The 15,216-nt window shown below is 50.2% G+C and carries 14 protein-coding genes; 10 read left to right on the top strand and 4 right to left on the bottom strand.

Annotation, left to right across the window (positions count from 1 at the left end):
• Positions 1-28: 28 nt before the first annotated feature.
• Positions 29-1,000 (bottom strand): AAA-like domain-containing protein, encoded by a 972-nt coding sequence (locus IXB28_RS08310; protein WP_215618103.1) that lies wholly within the window; start codon positions 998-1,000, stop codon positions 29-31.
• 589 nt (positions 1,001-1,589) lie between these two features.
• Here IXB28_RS08310 and IXB28_RS08305 point away from each other — a divergent pair.
• Positions 1,590-2,654, top strand: coding sequence for a DMT family transporter (locus tag IXB28_RS08305; protein ID WP_215618102.1), 1,065 nt, complete (start codon positions 1,590-1,592; stop codon positions 2,652-2,654).
• Between the two features lie 619 nt (positions 2,655-3,273).
• Complete coding sequence (locus IXB28_RS17030; RefSeq protein WP_215618101.1) at positions 3,274-3,456, top strand: DUF4278 domain-containing protein; 183 nt, start codon at positions 3,274-3,276, stop codon at positions 3,454-3,456.
• Here the strand turns inward: IXB28_RS17030 and IXB28_RS08295 are convergent.
• Positions 3,429-3,668, bottom strand: a complete 240-nt coding sequence (locus tag IXB28_RS08295) for a hypothetical protein (RefSeq protein WP_215618100.1) — start codon at positions 3,666-3,668, stop codon at positions 3,429-3,431. The genes IXB28_RS17030 and IXB28_RS08295 overlap by 28 nt on opposite strands.
• Before the next feature lie 135 nt (positions 3,669-3,803).
• Between IXB28_RS08295 and IXB28_RS08290 the strand changes: the two genes are divergently transcribed.
• Positions 3,804-4,397, top strand: coding sequence for a Uma2 family endonuclease (locus IXB28_RS08290; RefSeq protein WP_215618099.1), 594 nt, complete (start codon positions 3,804-3,806; stop codon positions 4,395-4,397).
• Positions 4,398-4,483: 86 nt separating this feature from the next.
• Here the strand turns inward: IXB28_RS08290 and typA are convergent, their stop codons facing one another.
• Entirely contained in the window at positions 4,484-6,277 is a 1,794-nt protein-coding gene (typA, locus tag IXB28_RS08285; RefSeq protein ID WP_215618098.1) for a translational GTPase TypA, read from the bottom strand.
• 403 nt (positions 6,278-6,680) lie between these two features.
• On the opposite strand from typA, the gene IXB28_RS08280 reads away from it, so the two are divergent.
• Positions 6,681-7,028, top strand: coding sequence for a DUF760 domain-containing protein (locus tag IXB28_RS08280; RefSeq protein WP_215618112.1), 348 nt, complete (start codon positions 6,681-6,683; stop codon positions 7,026-7,028).
• A gap of 147 nt (positions 7,029-7,175) precedes the next feature.
• Entirely contained in the window at positions 7,176-8,375 is a 1,200-nt protein-coding gene (gene mutY / locus IXB28_RS08275; protein ID WP_215618097.1) for an A/G-specific adenine glycosylase, read from the top strand.
• Between the two features lie 340 nt (positions 8,376-8,715).
• Here mutY and IXB28_RS08270 read toward each other — a convergent pair whose 3' ends face one another.
• A complete protein-coding gene (locus tag IXB28_RS08270) occupies positions 8,716-9,045 on the bottom strand; it encodes a hypothetical protein (protein ID WP_215618096.1) in 330 nt (109 codons plus the stop codon).
• A 16-nt stretch (positions 9,046-9,061) separates the two neighbouring features.
• On the opposite strand from IXB28_RS08270, the gene IXB28_RS08265 reads away from it, so the two are divergent.
• From IXB28_RS08265 to mgtE, 5 genes are all read left to right on the top strand, one after another.
• Positions 9,062-9,370, top strand: coding sequence for a hypothetical protein (locus IXB28_RS08265; protein WP_215618095.1), 309 nt, complete (start codon positions 9,062-9,064; stop codon positions 9,368-9,370).
• A gap of 3 nt (positions 9,371-9,373) precedes the next feature.
• Positions 9,374-10,453 (top strand): pentapeptide repeat-containing protein, encoded by a 1,080-nt coding sequence (locus IXB28_RS08260; protein ID WP_215618094.1) that lies wholly within the window; start codon positions 9,374-9,376, stop codon positions 10,451-10,453.
• A gap of 197 nt (positions 10,454-10,650) precedes the next feature.
• Complete coding sequence (locus IXB28_RS08255; protein ID WP_215618093.1) at positions 10,651-11,145, top strand: hypothetical protein; 495 nt, start codon at positions 10,651-10,653, stop codon at positions 11,143-11,145.
• 216 nt (positions 11,146-11,361) lie between these two features.
• Complete coding sequence (locus tag IXB28_RS08250; protein ID WP_215618092.1) at positions 11,362-13,476, top strand: M3 family metallopeptidase; 2,115 nt, start codon at positions 11,362-11,364, stop codon at positions 13,474-13,476.
• 156 nt (positions 13,477-13,632) lie between these two features.
• Positions 13,633-15,030: a magnesium transporter gene (gene mgtE, locus IXB28_RS08245; protein WP_215618091.1), complete on the top strand. Its 1,398-nt coding sequence runs from the start codon at positions 13,633-13,635 to the stop codon at positions 15,028-15,030.
• Positions 15,031-15,216 lie beyond the last annotated feature (186 nt).

Below are 15,216 nucleotides of genomic sequence, written 5' to 3'. Positions count from 1 at the left end.
GAGAATCATATTGGAGCCATCTGGTATTTTATCCACCATTACAATGCATCCTTACACGTTTAGGACTACCTACAATTTCTATTCCGATATTAAAAGGAGGTTTATTTATGCCATGGAGTGGCACGTAAGATTCAAATGTTTGGCTGGTGACAAAGCGCATCAACTGCCAGATTTCTGTTGTTTTTGCCTCTTCGTAGCAGTTGCGTAAAAAGTACAAGAATTCATCCGCCACGTCCGGGTGTTGATATAGGCGGTCCACATCGTCCAGTAACAAAACAATGGGACGCTGGGTCATGGGGAGTAAATATTGCTCGAAATAAATTTTGCAGCTGAGTTTACTGCCAAATAAAGTATTCCAGTAATTGTCCAATGTCGGGGTAGCGCCCATGGCTAAACTAACACTGGCACAGAACCACTGTAAGAGTTTGTCTAAATCATTCAGGATCTTTTTCTCGGCTAGTTGAAAGCTAATGGAGATGGGATGGTACCCGCGGGCCATTGACTCATGGGCAATGCGCGCGATCATAGACGTCTTACCGCTGCGAGAAGCTCCTTTAATGCGAATGAGTGTGCCCGGCTGTTCCAGTGCTTGATAAATAGCTTTTTCAGTCCGAGGGCGTTCAACATAGAGGGGAGATGTGACGGAGAGGGGGCCCCCAGCGATGTCGTATGGCGTCATATGAGTCTGTGCTCGGATGACGTGAGATTTATCGGTCAACTCGGGGATGTAATAGTCCGTAGAGTTTAAATCTAGACCAAATGCTTTGAAACAATACCTGAGGGTTTGTTTGTCTACTCGACAGTCTCCTGCCAACACTTTAGTAAGCGTGTCAGTGCTCACCCCTGTTCGTTCCCGTAAATCTTCTAAGGTATAGCGTTGTCCACAATTGTCAATATATTCAGAATCCAGCTTTGCTGTTTGAAATCGTTCTAGCCCTTCATGGGTGAGTAAAACGCCACGCTTTCTTCTGCGTTGAGACTTGTGTTGAAAATTTTGCACTGGGGCCTCCCAAAACAAGAAACGTGAATACCTGTGTAGACGTTAAAGATTTATACGACTGCGCTGCATTGACTATGCATGATGGCATGGGGCTTTGTCCTTGATATAGTTATACTACGCACGCGTAAAAAGTAGTATTCCACTTGAGACTGAAATCCGATCGATGAGGAAAAATAATATATAGGAAATGTAATATGCCAGGCGTGGGTTTTGTTGCGTCCTCTTCAAAGCTTTCTTTCATAGAGCTTTCAGGAAAATCTGCGTTTGTGTATTGCTTCAGTCAAACATCCTTGATTCCAGATTTTGGATATTAAGAATTTCAATCACTAAAAAAATGGAATGCCATGGAGTGATGCTACAAAACGGCTGTATTTGTTGTTCCTATGGTCTTTGGGATAGGCAGGCCCAATGGTCGGAGGGATCTTTAAGCTTTGTGACCTTTAACTTCTGGCTTATCTTCTGCTTAACTTCCTAAAGTTCTATGGAACCCTCCTAGATAAGTAGTCACACTGTTGTCAGCTTACATCCATGCTTCTTTGTGGCAGACTTCCCGGGCTTGAAATGTCTCTGCCTTGGGTTTTTGTCGCAAATGGTTGCCTGTTCGATTGCCGTAGCAACCGCTAAGAAGTATGGCTTAACTATTTCCATTGGGGCACTGTCATGGGGCATGGCAGTGTTTTTTACGCTCTACTCCACCATGTCTATCAAAATCTGTAAAGTTACTTTTTTATTATTGGCTGGGCTAGTGGCCTATTCCTCCGGGGCGATTTTTACCCGCCTAGCGACAACTACCGTCGAGGACCCGCAGGTGGGGTTTAGTCTATTTTTGTCGGCATCGCGTTTGGTCATTGCATCACTGGTGGCTATCCCAGCCTGGAAAGGGTTTAGAAAAGCGAAGTATTCTAGCCAATCCCTGAAATATTCTGTTTTTGCCGGTTTAGGTTTAGCCGGGTACTTGGCTACCTGGATGTTGTCTTTAAGTTACACCTCCATCGCAGCTTCTACAGCCCTGGTGAATACCCATCCAGTGTGGGCCATTTTTTTAGCTTGGTGGTGGTTTAGGGATAAGCCTCGACGGGCTGCTTTAGTGGGTACGGGGTTTGCGTTAGCCGGTAGTTTGATTATTAGTCTGGGAGGACCAGCCCAATCGATGGTTGGGGCCAACCCTTGGTTGGGTAATGGGTTGGCGCTAGTCGGTGCGCTATCGAATGGGCTCTATATTTTGTTGGGACACTATGCGCAAAAAAATGGTGTCAAGCTGCAGCACCATATTGTAGTTGCTTATGCTGCCGCTGCTGTTGTGTTATTGCCGCTACCCCTATGGCTGCATGCTGGCTATGGGGGGTACCCAAAAATCACCTATGGTTGCGTACTGCTGTTAGCGTTGATTCCGCAATTGCTGGGGCATGGTTGTTTTAATTGGGCACTGGGTTGGGTAAAACCCCAGGTGCTGAGCGTGGTGATCCTAGGTGAACCGATGGTTGCTAGTTTGCTAGGCTATTGGACCTTTGGGGAAGTGCAGGGGATTGAGGTTGTTGTGGGTGCTGTGATCTTGTTGTTCGGTGTTGCGATCGCAACCATTAGCCAGCACCAACCCAGATCTACCGCAACAGCAACCCAGCGGTTAGAGCCCGTATCTAGCCAGCTCTCTTAACGGCCAAATAAATGGGTAGAGTGTTTTCTTTTAGCTGATTTGAGGAATTTTGCAATGAAAATGCCATGGCGTCGGCGTCACTGCGACGCTCAACCTCACACAATGGAGAGTTTTAACTTAAACGTTGCTCAGGATGATTTGCCGCTTTTGGGTTCGCGGTTCAAGGGCCAACGGTTCTCTACGCATCCGTCCCGCCGACCATCGGTGGAAATTACGTATCGCGGTACAACCCATCGACGTTAGGACAGCGGTTTATAAGTGTCTCCGATAACGTTTCTGAATGTTTCTCCAGAACCGGTGTTGACGTTCCATCAACATACCTTGCTGCTATGTCGCCATAGCAGCAATTTTTTAACTGGTTAACGTAATATGGTGAAAGTATATACATGCATCGTCATTTTCTAGGCCTAAAGTCCTCATTGCCAAATAAATAGGTCCCTAGCCCCATGACGTGCTCAGAAGCTTCTAGTTAGTATTACTGACATAGACGAGGACAGCATTAATGTTGTTGTTCTCGGATTTGAGGGAAAGGCTAAAACGGTAAAGCCGCTAGCACTTTAGGTATATGGTTCTTTCCCCACTCAGGTTTATCTAGTTGTAGAGGTTTTGGAGTTTTCTGATGAAATTAACATATCGCGGTGTTCCTTATAATTCTAAGTCTCCCGAGGTAGAGATTTTGATGATCACTCAGGAAGAAAGAAACTTTTTGGGTACGAAGAGCAAGGTAAAGAGACTGCATGTCGCCACACCCCATCGGTCGCCTATGAAGCTTAACTATCGTGGTGTGGCATACATGGCCTGATCGCCATCTGTTTGCCCCCCAGTTTTACGTTTTTCCTGAATTACTCCCATTGCATTCGGCACTGCTACAGGGGCATAGCGGTGTTTTCTTGGCTTGGTGATTGTTGTGGCACCCTTTGGCAGTCTTGGTATGGGGGCTCGGTGGTGGGCCGTATAGCTGGGTGCTTGAAAATGTTCCTGACGATTGTCGTAGGACTCGTGTTGACGTTCCATCAACATAAATTGCTGTCATTGATATATGGCAGCAATTTTTTTGTTTTTTAGTCCGTACTTTTCGGTTCGATGGTTAGTCACTTGTTTCAAGTTAAGTCAGCTAAAATAATCACAACATGCCCTTCAACCGATGCTATGGTTGCCTTGCCCTCTTTGCCCTTGGATGCCCAAACGCTCAAACGCTGGAGCGTGGATGAATACCACCGTATGGCAGAGTCAGGGCTCTTAGCAGAGTGCGATCGCACAGAACTCCTGGCAGGACAAATCATCCTTAGGATTGCCAAAGGCACCCCCCAAGTCACCGCCCTCCGCCTAGTCGCAACCGCCTTAGATCAGCCATTATCCAACCAGCCATTCTTCGTCAGCACCCAAGACCCCATTCAGTTGGACGACTATTCAGAACCTGAACCTGACCTAGCCATCGTTAAAGGCAATTTTCTAGACTACGCCGCCCATCACCCCACCCCACAAGATATTTGCCTGGTGGTGGAAGTGGCCGATTCTACCCTAAAGCAAGACTGCGAAGTCAAAGACAAACTCTATGCCCAAGCTGGCATCAACGATTACTGGGTGTTGGACCTACCCCAGCGACAGTTGCACATTTTTCGCACACCCACCACGACTGGCTACACCAGCCACCTCATCCTTAAACAAGATCAGCAAATCTCTCCCCTAGCCTTTCCAGAGATTATGCTGTCTTTAGAAAAGTTGTTGCCACCTGTTGTCTAATCTGGCAATGATCAGCACCATAAAAAAAAGCTGTGATGGTGTTAAGCCATCACAGCTATTCAAAAGCTTTTAATCAATCAAACCGTTTAACGCTTAGCGAGCTTTTTTTTAGGCATCTTGCGCAGACGAATGGACTCGGGAGTTACTTCCACCATCTCATCCGATGCAATATACTCCAGTGCCCGCTCTAGGCCCATTTCCTGGGGAGTCTGTAGCTGCACAAGCTCGTCGCCGCTAGCCGCCCGGTGGTTGGTTAGCTGCTTCGCCTTGCAGATATTCAGCTCTAGATCCTGGGGGCGATTATTTTCACCAACAATCATGCCCTTGTACACCTTAGTGCCAGGCTCAATAAAGAAGATGCCGCGATCCTCAGCATTCTTCATGGCATAGAAGGTCGACACCCCTTCCTCAAAGGAAATCAGCACACCGTTACGGCGAGCAGACACATCGCCAGACATGGGGCGATATTCTAAGAAGCTGTGGTTCATAATGCCTTCACCGCGAGTTTGGCGCATAAACTCACCCCGGAAGCCAATCAGGCCACGGGCGGGTACTACAAACTCCAGCTGGGCACGACCGTTGCCGTCCACCATCATGTCCTGCATTTCACCGCGACGCTGGCCCAGGCGCTCCATACAGCCACCCACGGCATCTTCAGGCACGTCCATCACCAGCTGCTCATAGGGCTCACAGGGCTGGCCGTTGACTTCACGGAAAATTACCTGGGGCTGGGACACCTGGAACTCGTAGCCTTCACGACGCATGGTTTCAATCAAAATGCCCAGGTGTAGTTCACCACGACCGGATACGCCAAAGCGGTCGGGGGAGTCGGTTTCTTCGACGCGCAGGGCGACGTTGGTTTCTAGCTCGCGCATTAAGCGATCGCGAATCTGGCGAGAAGTGACAAACTTACCTTCCTTACCGGCAAAGGGGGAGTCGTTCACCGCAAAGGTCATTTGCAGTGTGGGCTCATCCACCTTAATCAGCGGTAGCGCCTGGGGGTTCTCGAGAGATGTCAGGGTTTCACCAATGTTGGCATCGGCAAAGCCAGCCACGGCCACGATGTTGCCTGCGGTGGCTTCTTCAATTTCGGTACGCTGTAGGCCCTCGAAGCCCATCAGCTTAGAAATCTTCGACTTAACGATTTTGCCGTCTTCTCTTACTAGCGCAATCTGCTCACCGGCGCGGATAGTCCCGTTGTGGACCTTACCGATGACGATGCGGCCCAAATATTCGGAATAGGCCAGGGTGGTCACCTGGAGCTGTAGGGGCTTATCAGAATCGCCTACGGGTGGGGGAACGTGGTGCAAAATCCCTTCAAACAGGGGCTGCATATCCTTGTCTTCGTCTTCTAGCTCGTTTTTGGCATAGCCAGCCAGACCCGACGCAAACAAGTAAGGGAAATCGCACTGGTCATCGTCGGCACCTAGTTCGATAAATAGGTCTAGCACCTTATCTACCGCACCCATGGGCTCTGCCCGAGGACGGTCAATCTTATTGACGACTACGATGGGGCGTAGACCTTTTTCTAATGCTTTTTTGAGTACGAAACGGGTTTGGGGCATGGGCCCTTCGTTCGCATCCACAATCAGGATGCAGCCATCTACCATGCCTAGCACGCGCTCCACCTCGCCACCAAAGTCGGCGTGGCCAGGGGTGTCAATGATGTTGATCAGCGTGTCTTTGTAGTGAACTGCTGTGTTCTTAGAAAGAATGGTGATGCCCCGTTCACGCTCCAAGTCGTTGGAGTCCATGACACAGGTGGGCACGTCTTCGCCTTCCCGGAAAATACCGGACTGTTGAAGTAGGGAATCGACCAGGGTGGTTTTACCATGGTCAACGTGAGCGATGATTGCAACGTTACGGATGGGAAGGCTCATTGGATTGGAACTTCCAGAAATAGCAGCAGTAAGAAATGTTTCGTAAAAAACCTTAACAATTGTAGCTTAGATAGCCGACATGAACGCTAAAGCTGCCCATAGTAATGGCTATTAAGTGTCATGGTGTTTTGATAAACCCTAGAGACTAGGGCTATTTCGTATGTATATCGGAGGGTGTTTTTCTCCTTGGTGGCAATAAAATGCCCTAGCGGAGCGGGTGATGTCTTATCGTTCACCCTTTAGATGCCCTGGCCAGGATCGTTCCCGCCACTGACACTTTGAGGAGCCCTACCTGGCAGTTCGGTTCTTCCTACTACAGGAACTGGAATTGCTTTGTTAGATTGTGGTTACAGCGGCACAGACACCAAAAGCCGCTACCAGCCACGTTTCGAGTGAGGTCATGATGACTAATCAGTCTAACAACAATACAAACTCTGGGTTTATGGGTGGAGCTGCTGTGCAAGGCAATACTCTAATGCAATATGTCCAGGCGATGGAACCGGAAACCATTGCTCAGCTATCTCGCCCTGTTTCTGGCGATGTGATGCAGGCCATGGAGCACAATATTATTGGCATGCTGGGCGGTCTGCCTTCCGATGGTTTCGATGTGTCGGTGACCACTAGCCGTGAAAATCTGGGTCGTTTACTGGCATCGGCCATGATGGGTGGTTATTTCCTTAAAGGGGCTGAGCAGCGCCTGGAAATGGAAAAGTCCATTCTGGGTGGTCTAGAAGAGCCTTTGGCGGACTAGGAATTTGGATGGAGCCTCTGTTGGATGCTCCGTTGGTCCCCGCTCGTGGCAGGATCTTAATGTAGATAGCTGCGATCTCTGGTGGGTGTAACCAATAAAAAAAGTAAGGCACAGGATAGTGCCGATGGCCGATATGGCCCAAAGCAGATGTCTTCTCTCCAGGCATCTGCTTTGTCTATTAATGGCCCCCCAACGTTAGATGGGGCCGCAACGTTAGATGGGGCCGCAACGTTAGATGGGGCCGCAACGTTAGATGGGGCCGCAACGTTAGAAAAAGCAGCCCCGGCCCTACGTAAGGCGCTTTTAACCTGGTATGGCGAGCAAGGCCGAGATTTGCCCTGGCGGCGCAGTCGTGATCCCTATGCCATTTGGATCTCAGAAATTATGCTGCAGCAGACCCAGGTGAAGACGGTGCTGCCTTACTATCAGCGATGGTTGGCAACGTTTCCTACGGTGGCTGACCTGGCCAAGGCCGAACAGCAAACGGTGCTTAAGTCCTGGGAAGGGTTAGGGTACTATGCCCGCGCTCGTAATTTGCATAGGACCGCCCAGCTAATTGTGGAACGCCATGGGGGGATATTTCCAGAAGACTTTGACGCTGCGATCGCACTGCCTGGCATTGGTCGTACTACGGCCGGGGGAATTCTCAGTGCCGCCTATAACCTACCCGTGGCGATTCTCGATGGTAATGTAAAACGGGTATTGGCCCGGTTGGTGGCTTTACCCAAGCCCCCAGCCAAAGCCATGAACCAGCTGTGGCAACTGTCCGAACAAATTTTGGACCCACAGCAGCCTCGGGATTTTAACCAGGCAATTATGGACCTGGGTGCCACCCTTTGCACCCGCCATCGCCCATCTTGTCTGCTGTGCCCTTGGCAAGCTCACTGCACCGCCTACCGTCAAAATCTACAGTCTGAATTACCCATGACCGAGTCCCGTGCACCTCTACCCCATAAGCAAATTGGTGTTGCCGTTATTTATGACCAAGATGGCCGCATTCTCATAGACCGTCGTAAGCAAGAAGGCCTACTCGGTGGCCTGTGGGAGTTTCCCGGTGGCAAAATTGAGCCCAATGAGACTGTAGAAGACTGTGTTAAGCGAGAAATTAAAGAAGAACTCGCCATTGAAATCGAGGTGAATGACCGCCTTATTACGGTAAATCATGCCTATAGCCACTTTAAGGTCACCCTCAATGTGTTTAACTGCACCCACCTTAGTGGTGAACCCCAAACCATCGAATGCGATGAAGTGAAGTGGGTAACCCTAGACGAAATCGATAGCTATCCCTTTCCCAAAGCCAATGGCCAGATTATTGATGCGATTAAGGCGAGAGTGCAGCAAGGCTAGTTGATAGCTACAGTCTTTTGGCTGGTCGAAATACTTGTTTTTTGAGATAACACCCCAGTTAAGGGAGAAGAAAGAGCCCCAAAGATGCATCTCCAGGGCTCGGAATCAGGGTGCATCTACCATTCCAACATGCGTGATTTGTCAGGCTATATCCGGAGTTGAGTAGTGACTTCACTAAGACTTCAAACAACATTGGGTGTCATCCGCATGTTGATAAATTTTTTAGCGACTCGCGAAAAGTTAGTTGCAATATTTACGTAGAACTGCCATGGATGGGCAATCTGTTTTAAGTTACTTGTCGTCCTGCATGTAGGACGTTCTAGGATTGGGGGCCTATGGTTTACCCAGCCTTTGCCAGGTTTGTTTCCAATGCGGTGACACGTTCCTGTAGCTCGATAATTAAAATTGCCAGGGTGTCGAACTCTTGTTCTGTAAGTGACTCCGCTGGGATGGGGGCTGTTTCTGTTGGTTGCAGGGGCCTATTGCTAATTCTGGGTAGCTGGGATTGTAATCGCGTCACCTGAGATTGGAGCGATCGCACCTCAGACTCCAGCCGATTAATCCGAGGATCGATGAGCGTGGGGGAAGCTGATACGCTGCTTCCCCAAAGGATAAACAGCATAGCCAACAATAAACAACTGCCAATAAATAGCCTGCGTAAGGATTTCATCCTGGCGTCCATACCAATGGCATTTATTCTAGCGCTTGAACGTTTAGGGCTGCGTTATTCTCCAACACTCGATGTTGTAGAGATTGCTGTGCCAAAGTTAATTGGCTACTTTTGCCGAAAAGAACCTATATCTGCTGATAACTTTCTAAGCCGTAGTGACTGGGTTGCAATAGATAATCTCATCCATCCGATTTTCTTGATGCAGCCACTGTATCCCCCTTTGAACTTTGCTCATTATCTATCTACCGACATCTGTGCTGTGGTGCAGATACTGACGCCCATTGGCTACAGATCAATGTTCTTGCGTAATACATCAGGGTGCTAGCACATGAATGACAACAATCATCAGCAAACGGCCTTATCTAGTTCTCAAGCTCAAGATGTTGCATTGGAAACGCAAAAATTGCCAACTATTTCCAAGCGTGTTTTTCATGTTAAAGACGATACGGAGCGTAAACCCGGCAGGTTTGATTGGGCGGAGAAGATTTGGATCCCGTTGCTAACGGCGGTGATGGGTATTTGGATCGGTTGGAAATTGACCAGCTTCCAAGAAGCAAATGCGGAGGCGAATCGGTTAGTTGAACGGGCTAGTGCAGCGAGTAATAATAGACAAGCTGTGTTGACCAACTACGCTTCTAGAATGACTGATCTCATTGCAACGCAAGGGGCTATGGACACTGGGAACAGTAATTCTGAGGGCATATCCATATGGAACGCTATCCGCGGGGAGACCATTATTGCCCTGAAGCGCCTAGACGATACACGGCAATATGACCGTAGTGAAAGCGACTTTTTAGAGCAATCGATGCGAAACGCTCTGAATCTGCCAGGAGAATCAGCGTCAGATAATGGCACTGACGAGAATAGGCAGTTGGCTGAACTGTCTGGCTTTGATGATTCTGGCAAACTCAAGGGAGAACTGGTTCGATTTTTGTATGAAGCCCAACTCCTAGATGGTAGGAACTCTGCTGTTTCTGAAGTTGGCTTGTTAGGTGGTGCTGATTTGGTGAGAGTGATTTTGAATGGCGCGCCTATGCCCGAAGCCAACTTTAAGAGGGCATGGATGAGACAAGGGCAGTTTGTGGAAGCGAATTTAACCCGCAGTGATTTGCGGGGTGCCGAATTATCTAAAGCCAATTTCCAAAATGCGACTTTAAGCGGTGCCAATATTGGTTGGGCCAACTTGCAGAAGGCAAATCTGATGGGGGCTGATCTGTCTTTCGCGAATTTAGAAAGTGCTGATATCCGTGGTGCTGACCTAAGCAAAATCACAATCACATCAAACACTGTGTTTACCAATGCTTGTTTTGATTCTGCCACCATTGGCTTAGACAATTTCAATACGGAGCGACTGCGTATGAGAGATGCGAGTGACGACCCGTTAGATAAGCAATGTAGCGACCTGTAACCCAAGCCTTTGGCCGAGGGTTAAATGGCTGGGTTGTTGTATTGCCCAACAAGCTACTCCAAAGTAGCTTCCCGATTGTTAAGTATGATGCGAGGCAAGGCTATGGATATGCCTCCGTAGCCTTTATGCTGCTGACAAGGAATAATGGATGTATCAGAGTAGACTCTACATTAGAGCCATTATCAACTTGTGTCCTTATGAGATACCTTGTCGCTGCTTTCTTAGATCGCGCCGATGCTGAAGAAGCCTACTCCCGGTTAGAGTCCAGTAACTTTTCGATGGACGATATTGCCATCCTCGGCGACGGATTTCAAACCACTGATGAGTTTGGCTTGCAAAGTCCTAAGGAAGCGGCATGGACTCAAGTGCGGCGCATGGCCATTTGGCTAGTGCCCTTTGGGTTTGGTGGCGGCGTTGTGTTTGATGTCCTCACCGGTCTGAATACGTTTCAATGGACCGGCACCTTGGGCAACCAAATTTTGGGTGGTCTATTGGGCGCAGGATCGGGTTTGATGGGTAGCTTTTTTATTGGCGGGGGTCCGGCGTTGCTATTCAATAATAATGAGACGCCCTATCGCGATCGCATCGCAGAGGGAGAATATCTAGTCGTCGTTAACGGTGGTGAGAGCATCATTACCCAAGCGGCACGTATTATCCAGGCCCTAGAGCCAGCTACCATAGAAGCTCGCTAGGCGAGGGTTTAGAGCCATTCTCTATTTTTTTGGGTTTTTGCCCAATTTTGGCCTTTTTTGAGCTGTAGCTGTTGCCATTACCTATGGTCCAGAAACTGGGATGCGGTCGCCTCTGCCACAAAATAAAATCCTGCCTTAGAATAGAACTAAATCAGAACAATTCTGAACAAGAATCAATTCTGGGTTGCATCCTGATTTCTCACCCTAAAGACACGTATGACTTCTATGGCAACTACCAGTGCTTCCCCTGCGACGAACCCTTTCCTTGTTGGCTATGGTCTGCCACCGTTTGACCAATTCCGCCCTGAGCAAGTCGAGTCTGCAGTCGCTGCCCTCCTTGATGACCTGACCACAGCGTTAGAAGCTTTGGAAAAGTCGATGACGCCAACCTGGCAGGGCTTAGCGGAACCCCTGACTAAAATAAGCGAACGGTTGGGTTGGACCTGGGGTGTGTTAGGGCATCTCATGGGAGTCAAAAATAGTCCTGAGTTGCGGGCGGCCTATGAAACTGTTCAGCCTGCGCTGGTGCAATTTGCCACCCGTTTAAGTCAGAGCCAAGCATTTTATAACGGCTTTAAGGCGTTAGATCAGGATGCCAGTTTGAGCCCTGCACAGCGGCGCATTGTGGAGGCGGCTATTCGAGATGCTGAGCTGTCTGGTGTGGGTTTAAAGGGCGATGCCAAGGCCGCCTTTAATCAGATTCAGCAGCAGCTAGCCGAATTGTCTACTCAGTTTTCCAACCATGTGTTGGATGCCACTAAAGCCTTTAGCCTGACCCTAACCACCCCAGAAGAGATTGACGGGTTGCCCCCTAGTTTACTGAGTTTGGCTGCCCAGGCTGCGCGTGACGCAGCCCCGGATGCCGGGGGGGAAGACTCCGCCACCGCTGAAGCCGGTCCCTGGCGCATTACCCTAGATATCCCCAGCTATGGCCCGTTTCTCAAGCATAGTCGTCGTCGCGATCTGCGAGAGAAGCTGTATCGGGCCTATGTCAGTCGGGCCTCTGAGGGCGAACTCAACAACTCTCCGCTAATTGATAAAACCTTAACGTTGAGAAAACAGCAGGCGAAGCTGCTGGGCTTTGATACCTACGCGGAACTTAGCATTGCGCGCAAAATGGCCCCCTCGGTGGATGCGGTGGAGTCTTTGATGGAAGAGCTGCGCAGTGCTAGCTATGAATCGGCTGTGCAAGAGCTAGCAGAGCTCAAGGCCTTTGCGCAAAAACAAAATGCTCCAGAAGCCGATGACCTGAAGCAATGGGATGTTTCTTTTTGGGCCGAGCGGATGCGGGAAAAGGAGTTTGACCTCAATGATGAGGAACTGCGCCCTTATTTCCCTTTGCCTAAGGTGCTCAATGGGTTGTTCGAGTTGGCCCATCGTCTCTTTGGGGTGACCATTGCGGCGGCCGATGGCCAGGCCCCCGTTTGGCACGCAGATGTGCGTTACTTTGCCATTAATGGCGCCGAGGGTAGTCCAGTGGCCTACTTCTATTTAGACCCCTATAGCCGTCCGGCGGAAAAGCGTGGCGGTGCCTGGATGGATGAGTGCATTGTGCGCAGTCATACTGCTCCGAATCAGCCGGTGCGGTTGCCGGTGGCGTATTTGGTGTGCAACCAGTCACCGCCGGTGGATGGTAAGCCGAGTCTGATGACTTTCCGTGAGGTGGAAACGCTGTTCCATGAGTTTGGCCATGGTTTGCAGCACATGCTCACCCAGGTGGACTATCCGGGGGCCGCGGGCATCAACAATGTGGAATGGGATGCGGTAGAGCTGCCCAGCCAGTTTATGGAAAACTGGTGCTACGACCGTAGCACCCTCTTCAAAATGGCCCGCCATTATGAAACCGGTGAGCCTCTACCAGAAGCTGATTATCAAAAGCTATTGGCGGCACGTAACTTTATGACGGGCAATGCTATTTTGCGCCAGGTGAATTTTGGTTGGCTCGATATGGAGCTGCATTCTCGCTATCAGCCCGATGGGGATGAGACTATCTGGGATGTGCGCGATCGCTTAGCCCAAAAGACGGCGGTGCTGCCACCGTTGGCGGAAGATGCATTCCTGTGTAGCTTTGGCCATATCTTTGCGGGGGGCTATGCCGCCGGATACTACAGCTATTTTTGGGCTGAGGTCCTCAGCGCCGATGCCTTTGCGGCCTTTGAGGAGGTGGGGATCGATGATGAAGCAGCGGTGCAGGAAACCGGGCAGCGTTTCCGGGATACGGTGCTGGCCCTGGGGGGGAGTCAGCATCCCATGGATGTCTTTCAGGCATTTCGTGGCCGCAAACCTAGTACTGATGCGCTTTTGCGCCACCGTGGCTTGAAGGCGGCTTAACGGCTAGAGCATGGCCTAGGCGGATGTCCATTAGGGGGATTGCACGTAATGCCCCTAATGGAGCAAAACTTTTTACTTGCAAATTTCGTAGGATTTTCTTCGTTTTGCACCCATTCCGCAACTAGACTATAGGCAACTGGATTGGGCATAGCTTCCTTGACGGATTCTGAACAGGTCACTAGCGCTGCATCATTCTCACGCAAGGAATTGCGTGAACTTGTGCGATCGCAACTCCAAGCCCTACTGGATCAAAACAACTATCCCGGCGCTAAGGCACTGCTGGTGCCGGTGCAGCCCGCCGATATTGCGGAAGCTATCGAAGGTTTGCCCGATACAATGCAGGCATTGGCTTTTCGCCTGTTGTCCAAAAGCGAAGCCATCGAAGTTTACGAAAACCTCGACTCCAGTATTCAGCAAACCCTAGTTGAAGACTTTAAGCGCCAGGACGTCATCGACATTGTCGATAAAATGTCCCCGGACGACCGCGCCCGATTATTCGATGAACTCCCCGCTAAGGTAGTCCGACAATTGCTCCAACAGCTCAGCGCCCAAGAACGCGAAGCCACCGCCCTGCTGCTGGGGTACGAATCTGGCACCGCCGGACGGGCCATGACCCCCGAGTACATCGCCCTGAAAGAAAACTGGACGGTGGAGCAGTCCCTGCGCCATATTCGCAAGCTGGCCAGCGTCAGTGAAACGGTGTACTACCTGTACGTCACCGACCACGCCCGTCGGCTGACCGGCATTCTATCCCTGCGCATTCTAGTGACCGGGCAGCCCGACCAGACAATCGGTGAATTAATGACCCGGGAGGTGGTGTCGGTCAATACCGGGACTGACCAAGAAGAAGTGGCGCGGTTAATCCAGCGATATGACTTTCTGGCGGTGCCGGTCGTAGATACCGAGGAGCGCCTGGTGGGCATCATCACCGTTGACGATGTGCTCGACATCTTAGAAGAAGAAACCACCAAAGATATCTATGCCCTGGGTGGGGTGCAATCCGGGGGCGACAACTACTTTCAAACCAACCTGCTGACGGTGGCCCGCAAACGGGTGGTGTGGCTATCCGTTTTGCTGGTGGCCAATACCTTTACCGCCGCTGTGATCAAAAGCCAGGAGAGCCTGATTCAGCAGGTGGCAGTGCTGGCGTCGTTTATTCCATTGCTGATTGGCACGGGGGGGAATGTCGGGGCTCAATCATCCACGGTGGTGATTCGCGGCCTCAACACCGATGAACTAAAGCTAAGGGAAGCGTTTCAAGTGATTCGCCGGGAAGCCATTGCCGGTGCCTTTTTGGGGTTGATGCTGGGGCTAGTGGTGACTGGGGTGGCCTATTTAGTGCCCGATATCAGCCTGGGGGTGGCCCTGTCCGTGGGCTGCAGTTTAGTGGCCATTTCGATTTTGGCGTCCAGTGCGGGAGCGGCCTTACCCATCCTTTTTCAGAGCCTAGGGTTTGATCCTGCGCTGATGTCAGCACCGTTTATCACCACCGTGGTGGATGTCTTCGGTGTGTTGATTTATCTAAACTTGGCCCGTAGGGTGCTGCAAATTTAGACCGCAATCCCCTGGCTGTCCTTAGTTGATAGCAGTTATCCTCAACCGAACCTCAACCGATCCCGGTCATGTGCCCCAAATAAATTAGGATATAAATAGTGACGAGCGACACAGCTAATCACTATAGTTCTCTGAAACCAATTCGCATCACTGCAATCAACCCTTTATTGCGACGACTTTAACTGA

Origin of the sequence: Leptothoe kymatousa TAU-MAC 1615 (assembly GCF_018739865.1) — a bacterium.
Taxonomy (GTDB): domain Bacteria; phylum Cyanobacteriota; class Cyanobacteriia; order Phormidesmidales; family Phormidesmidaceae; genus Leptothoe; species Leptothoe kymatousa.
The sequence above is the reverse complement of the archived record's forward strand: the minus strand, read 5'-3'. Positions and strand labels throughout refer to the sequence as shown.

Coding starts and splice junctions, on each gene's coding strand:
- IXB28_RS08305 (WP_215618102.1), top strand. CDS start 1,590: ATGGTTGCCTGTTCGATTGCCGTAGCAACCGCTAAGAAGTATGGCTTA.
- IXB28_RS17030 (WP_215618101.1), top strand. CDS start 3,274: ATGAAATTAACATATCGCGGTGTTCCTTATAATTCTAAGTCTCCCGAG.
- IXB28_RS08295 (WP_215618100.1), bottom strand. CDS start 3,668: ATGGAACGTCAACACGAGTCCTACGACAATCGTCAGGAACATTTTCAA.
- IXB28_RS08290 (WP_215618099.1), top strand. CDS start 3,804: ATGGTTGCCTTGCCCTCTTTGCCCTTGGATGCCCAAACGCTCAAACGC.
- typA (WP_215618098.1), bottom strand. CDS start 6,277: ATGAGCCTTCCCATCCGTAACGTTGCAATCATCGCTCACGTTGACCAT.
- IXB28_RS08280 (WP_215618112.1), top strand. CDS start 6,681: ATGACTAATCAGTCTAACAACAATACAAACTCTGGGTTTATGGGTGGA.
- mutY (WP_215618097.1), top strand. CDS start 7,176: ATGTCTTCTCTCCAGGCATCTGCTTTGTCTATTAATGGCCCCCCAACG.
- IXB28_RS08270 (WP_215618096.1), bottom strand. CDS start 9,045: ATGAAATCCTTACGCAGGCTATTTATTGGCAGTTGTTTATTGTTGGCT.
- IXB28_RS08265 (WP_215618095.1), top strand. CDS start 9,062: ATGGCATTTATTCTAGCGCTTGAACGTTTAGGGCTGCGTTATTCTCCA.
- IXB28_RS08260 (WP_215618094.1), top strand. CDS start 9,374: ATGAATGACAACAATCATCAGCAAACGGCCTTATCTAGTTCTCAAGCT.
- IXB28_RS08255 (WP_215618093.1), top strand. CDS start 10,651: ATGAGATACCTTGTCGCTGCTTTCTTAGATCGCGCCGATGCTGAAGAA.
- IXB28_RS08250 (WP_215618092.1), top strand. CDS start 11,362: ATGACTTCTATGGCAACTACCAGTGCTTCCCCTGCGACGAACCCTTTC.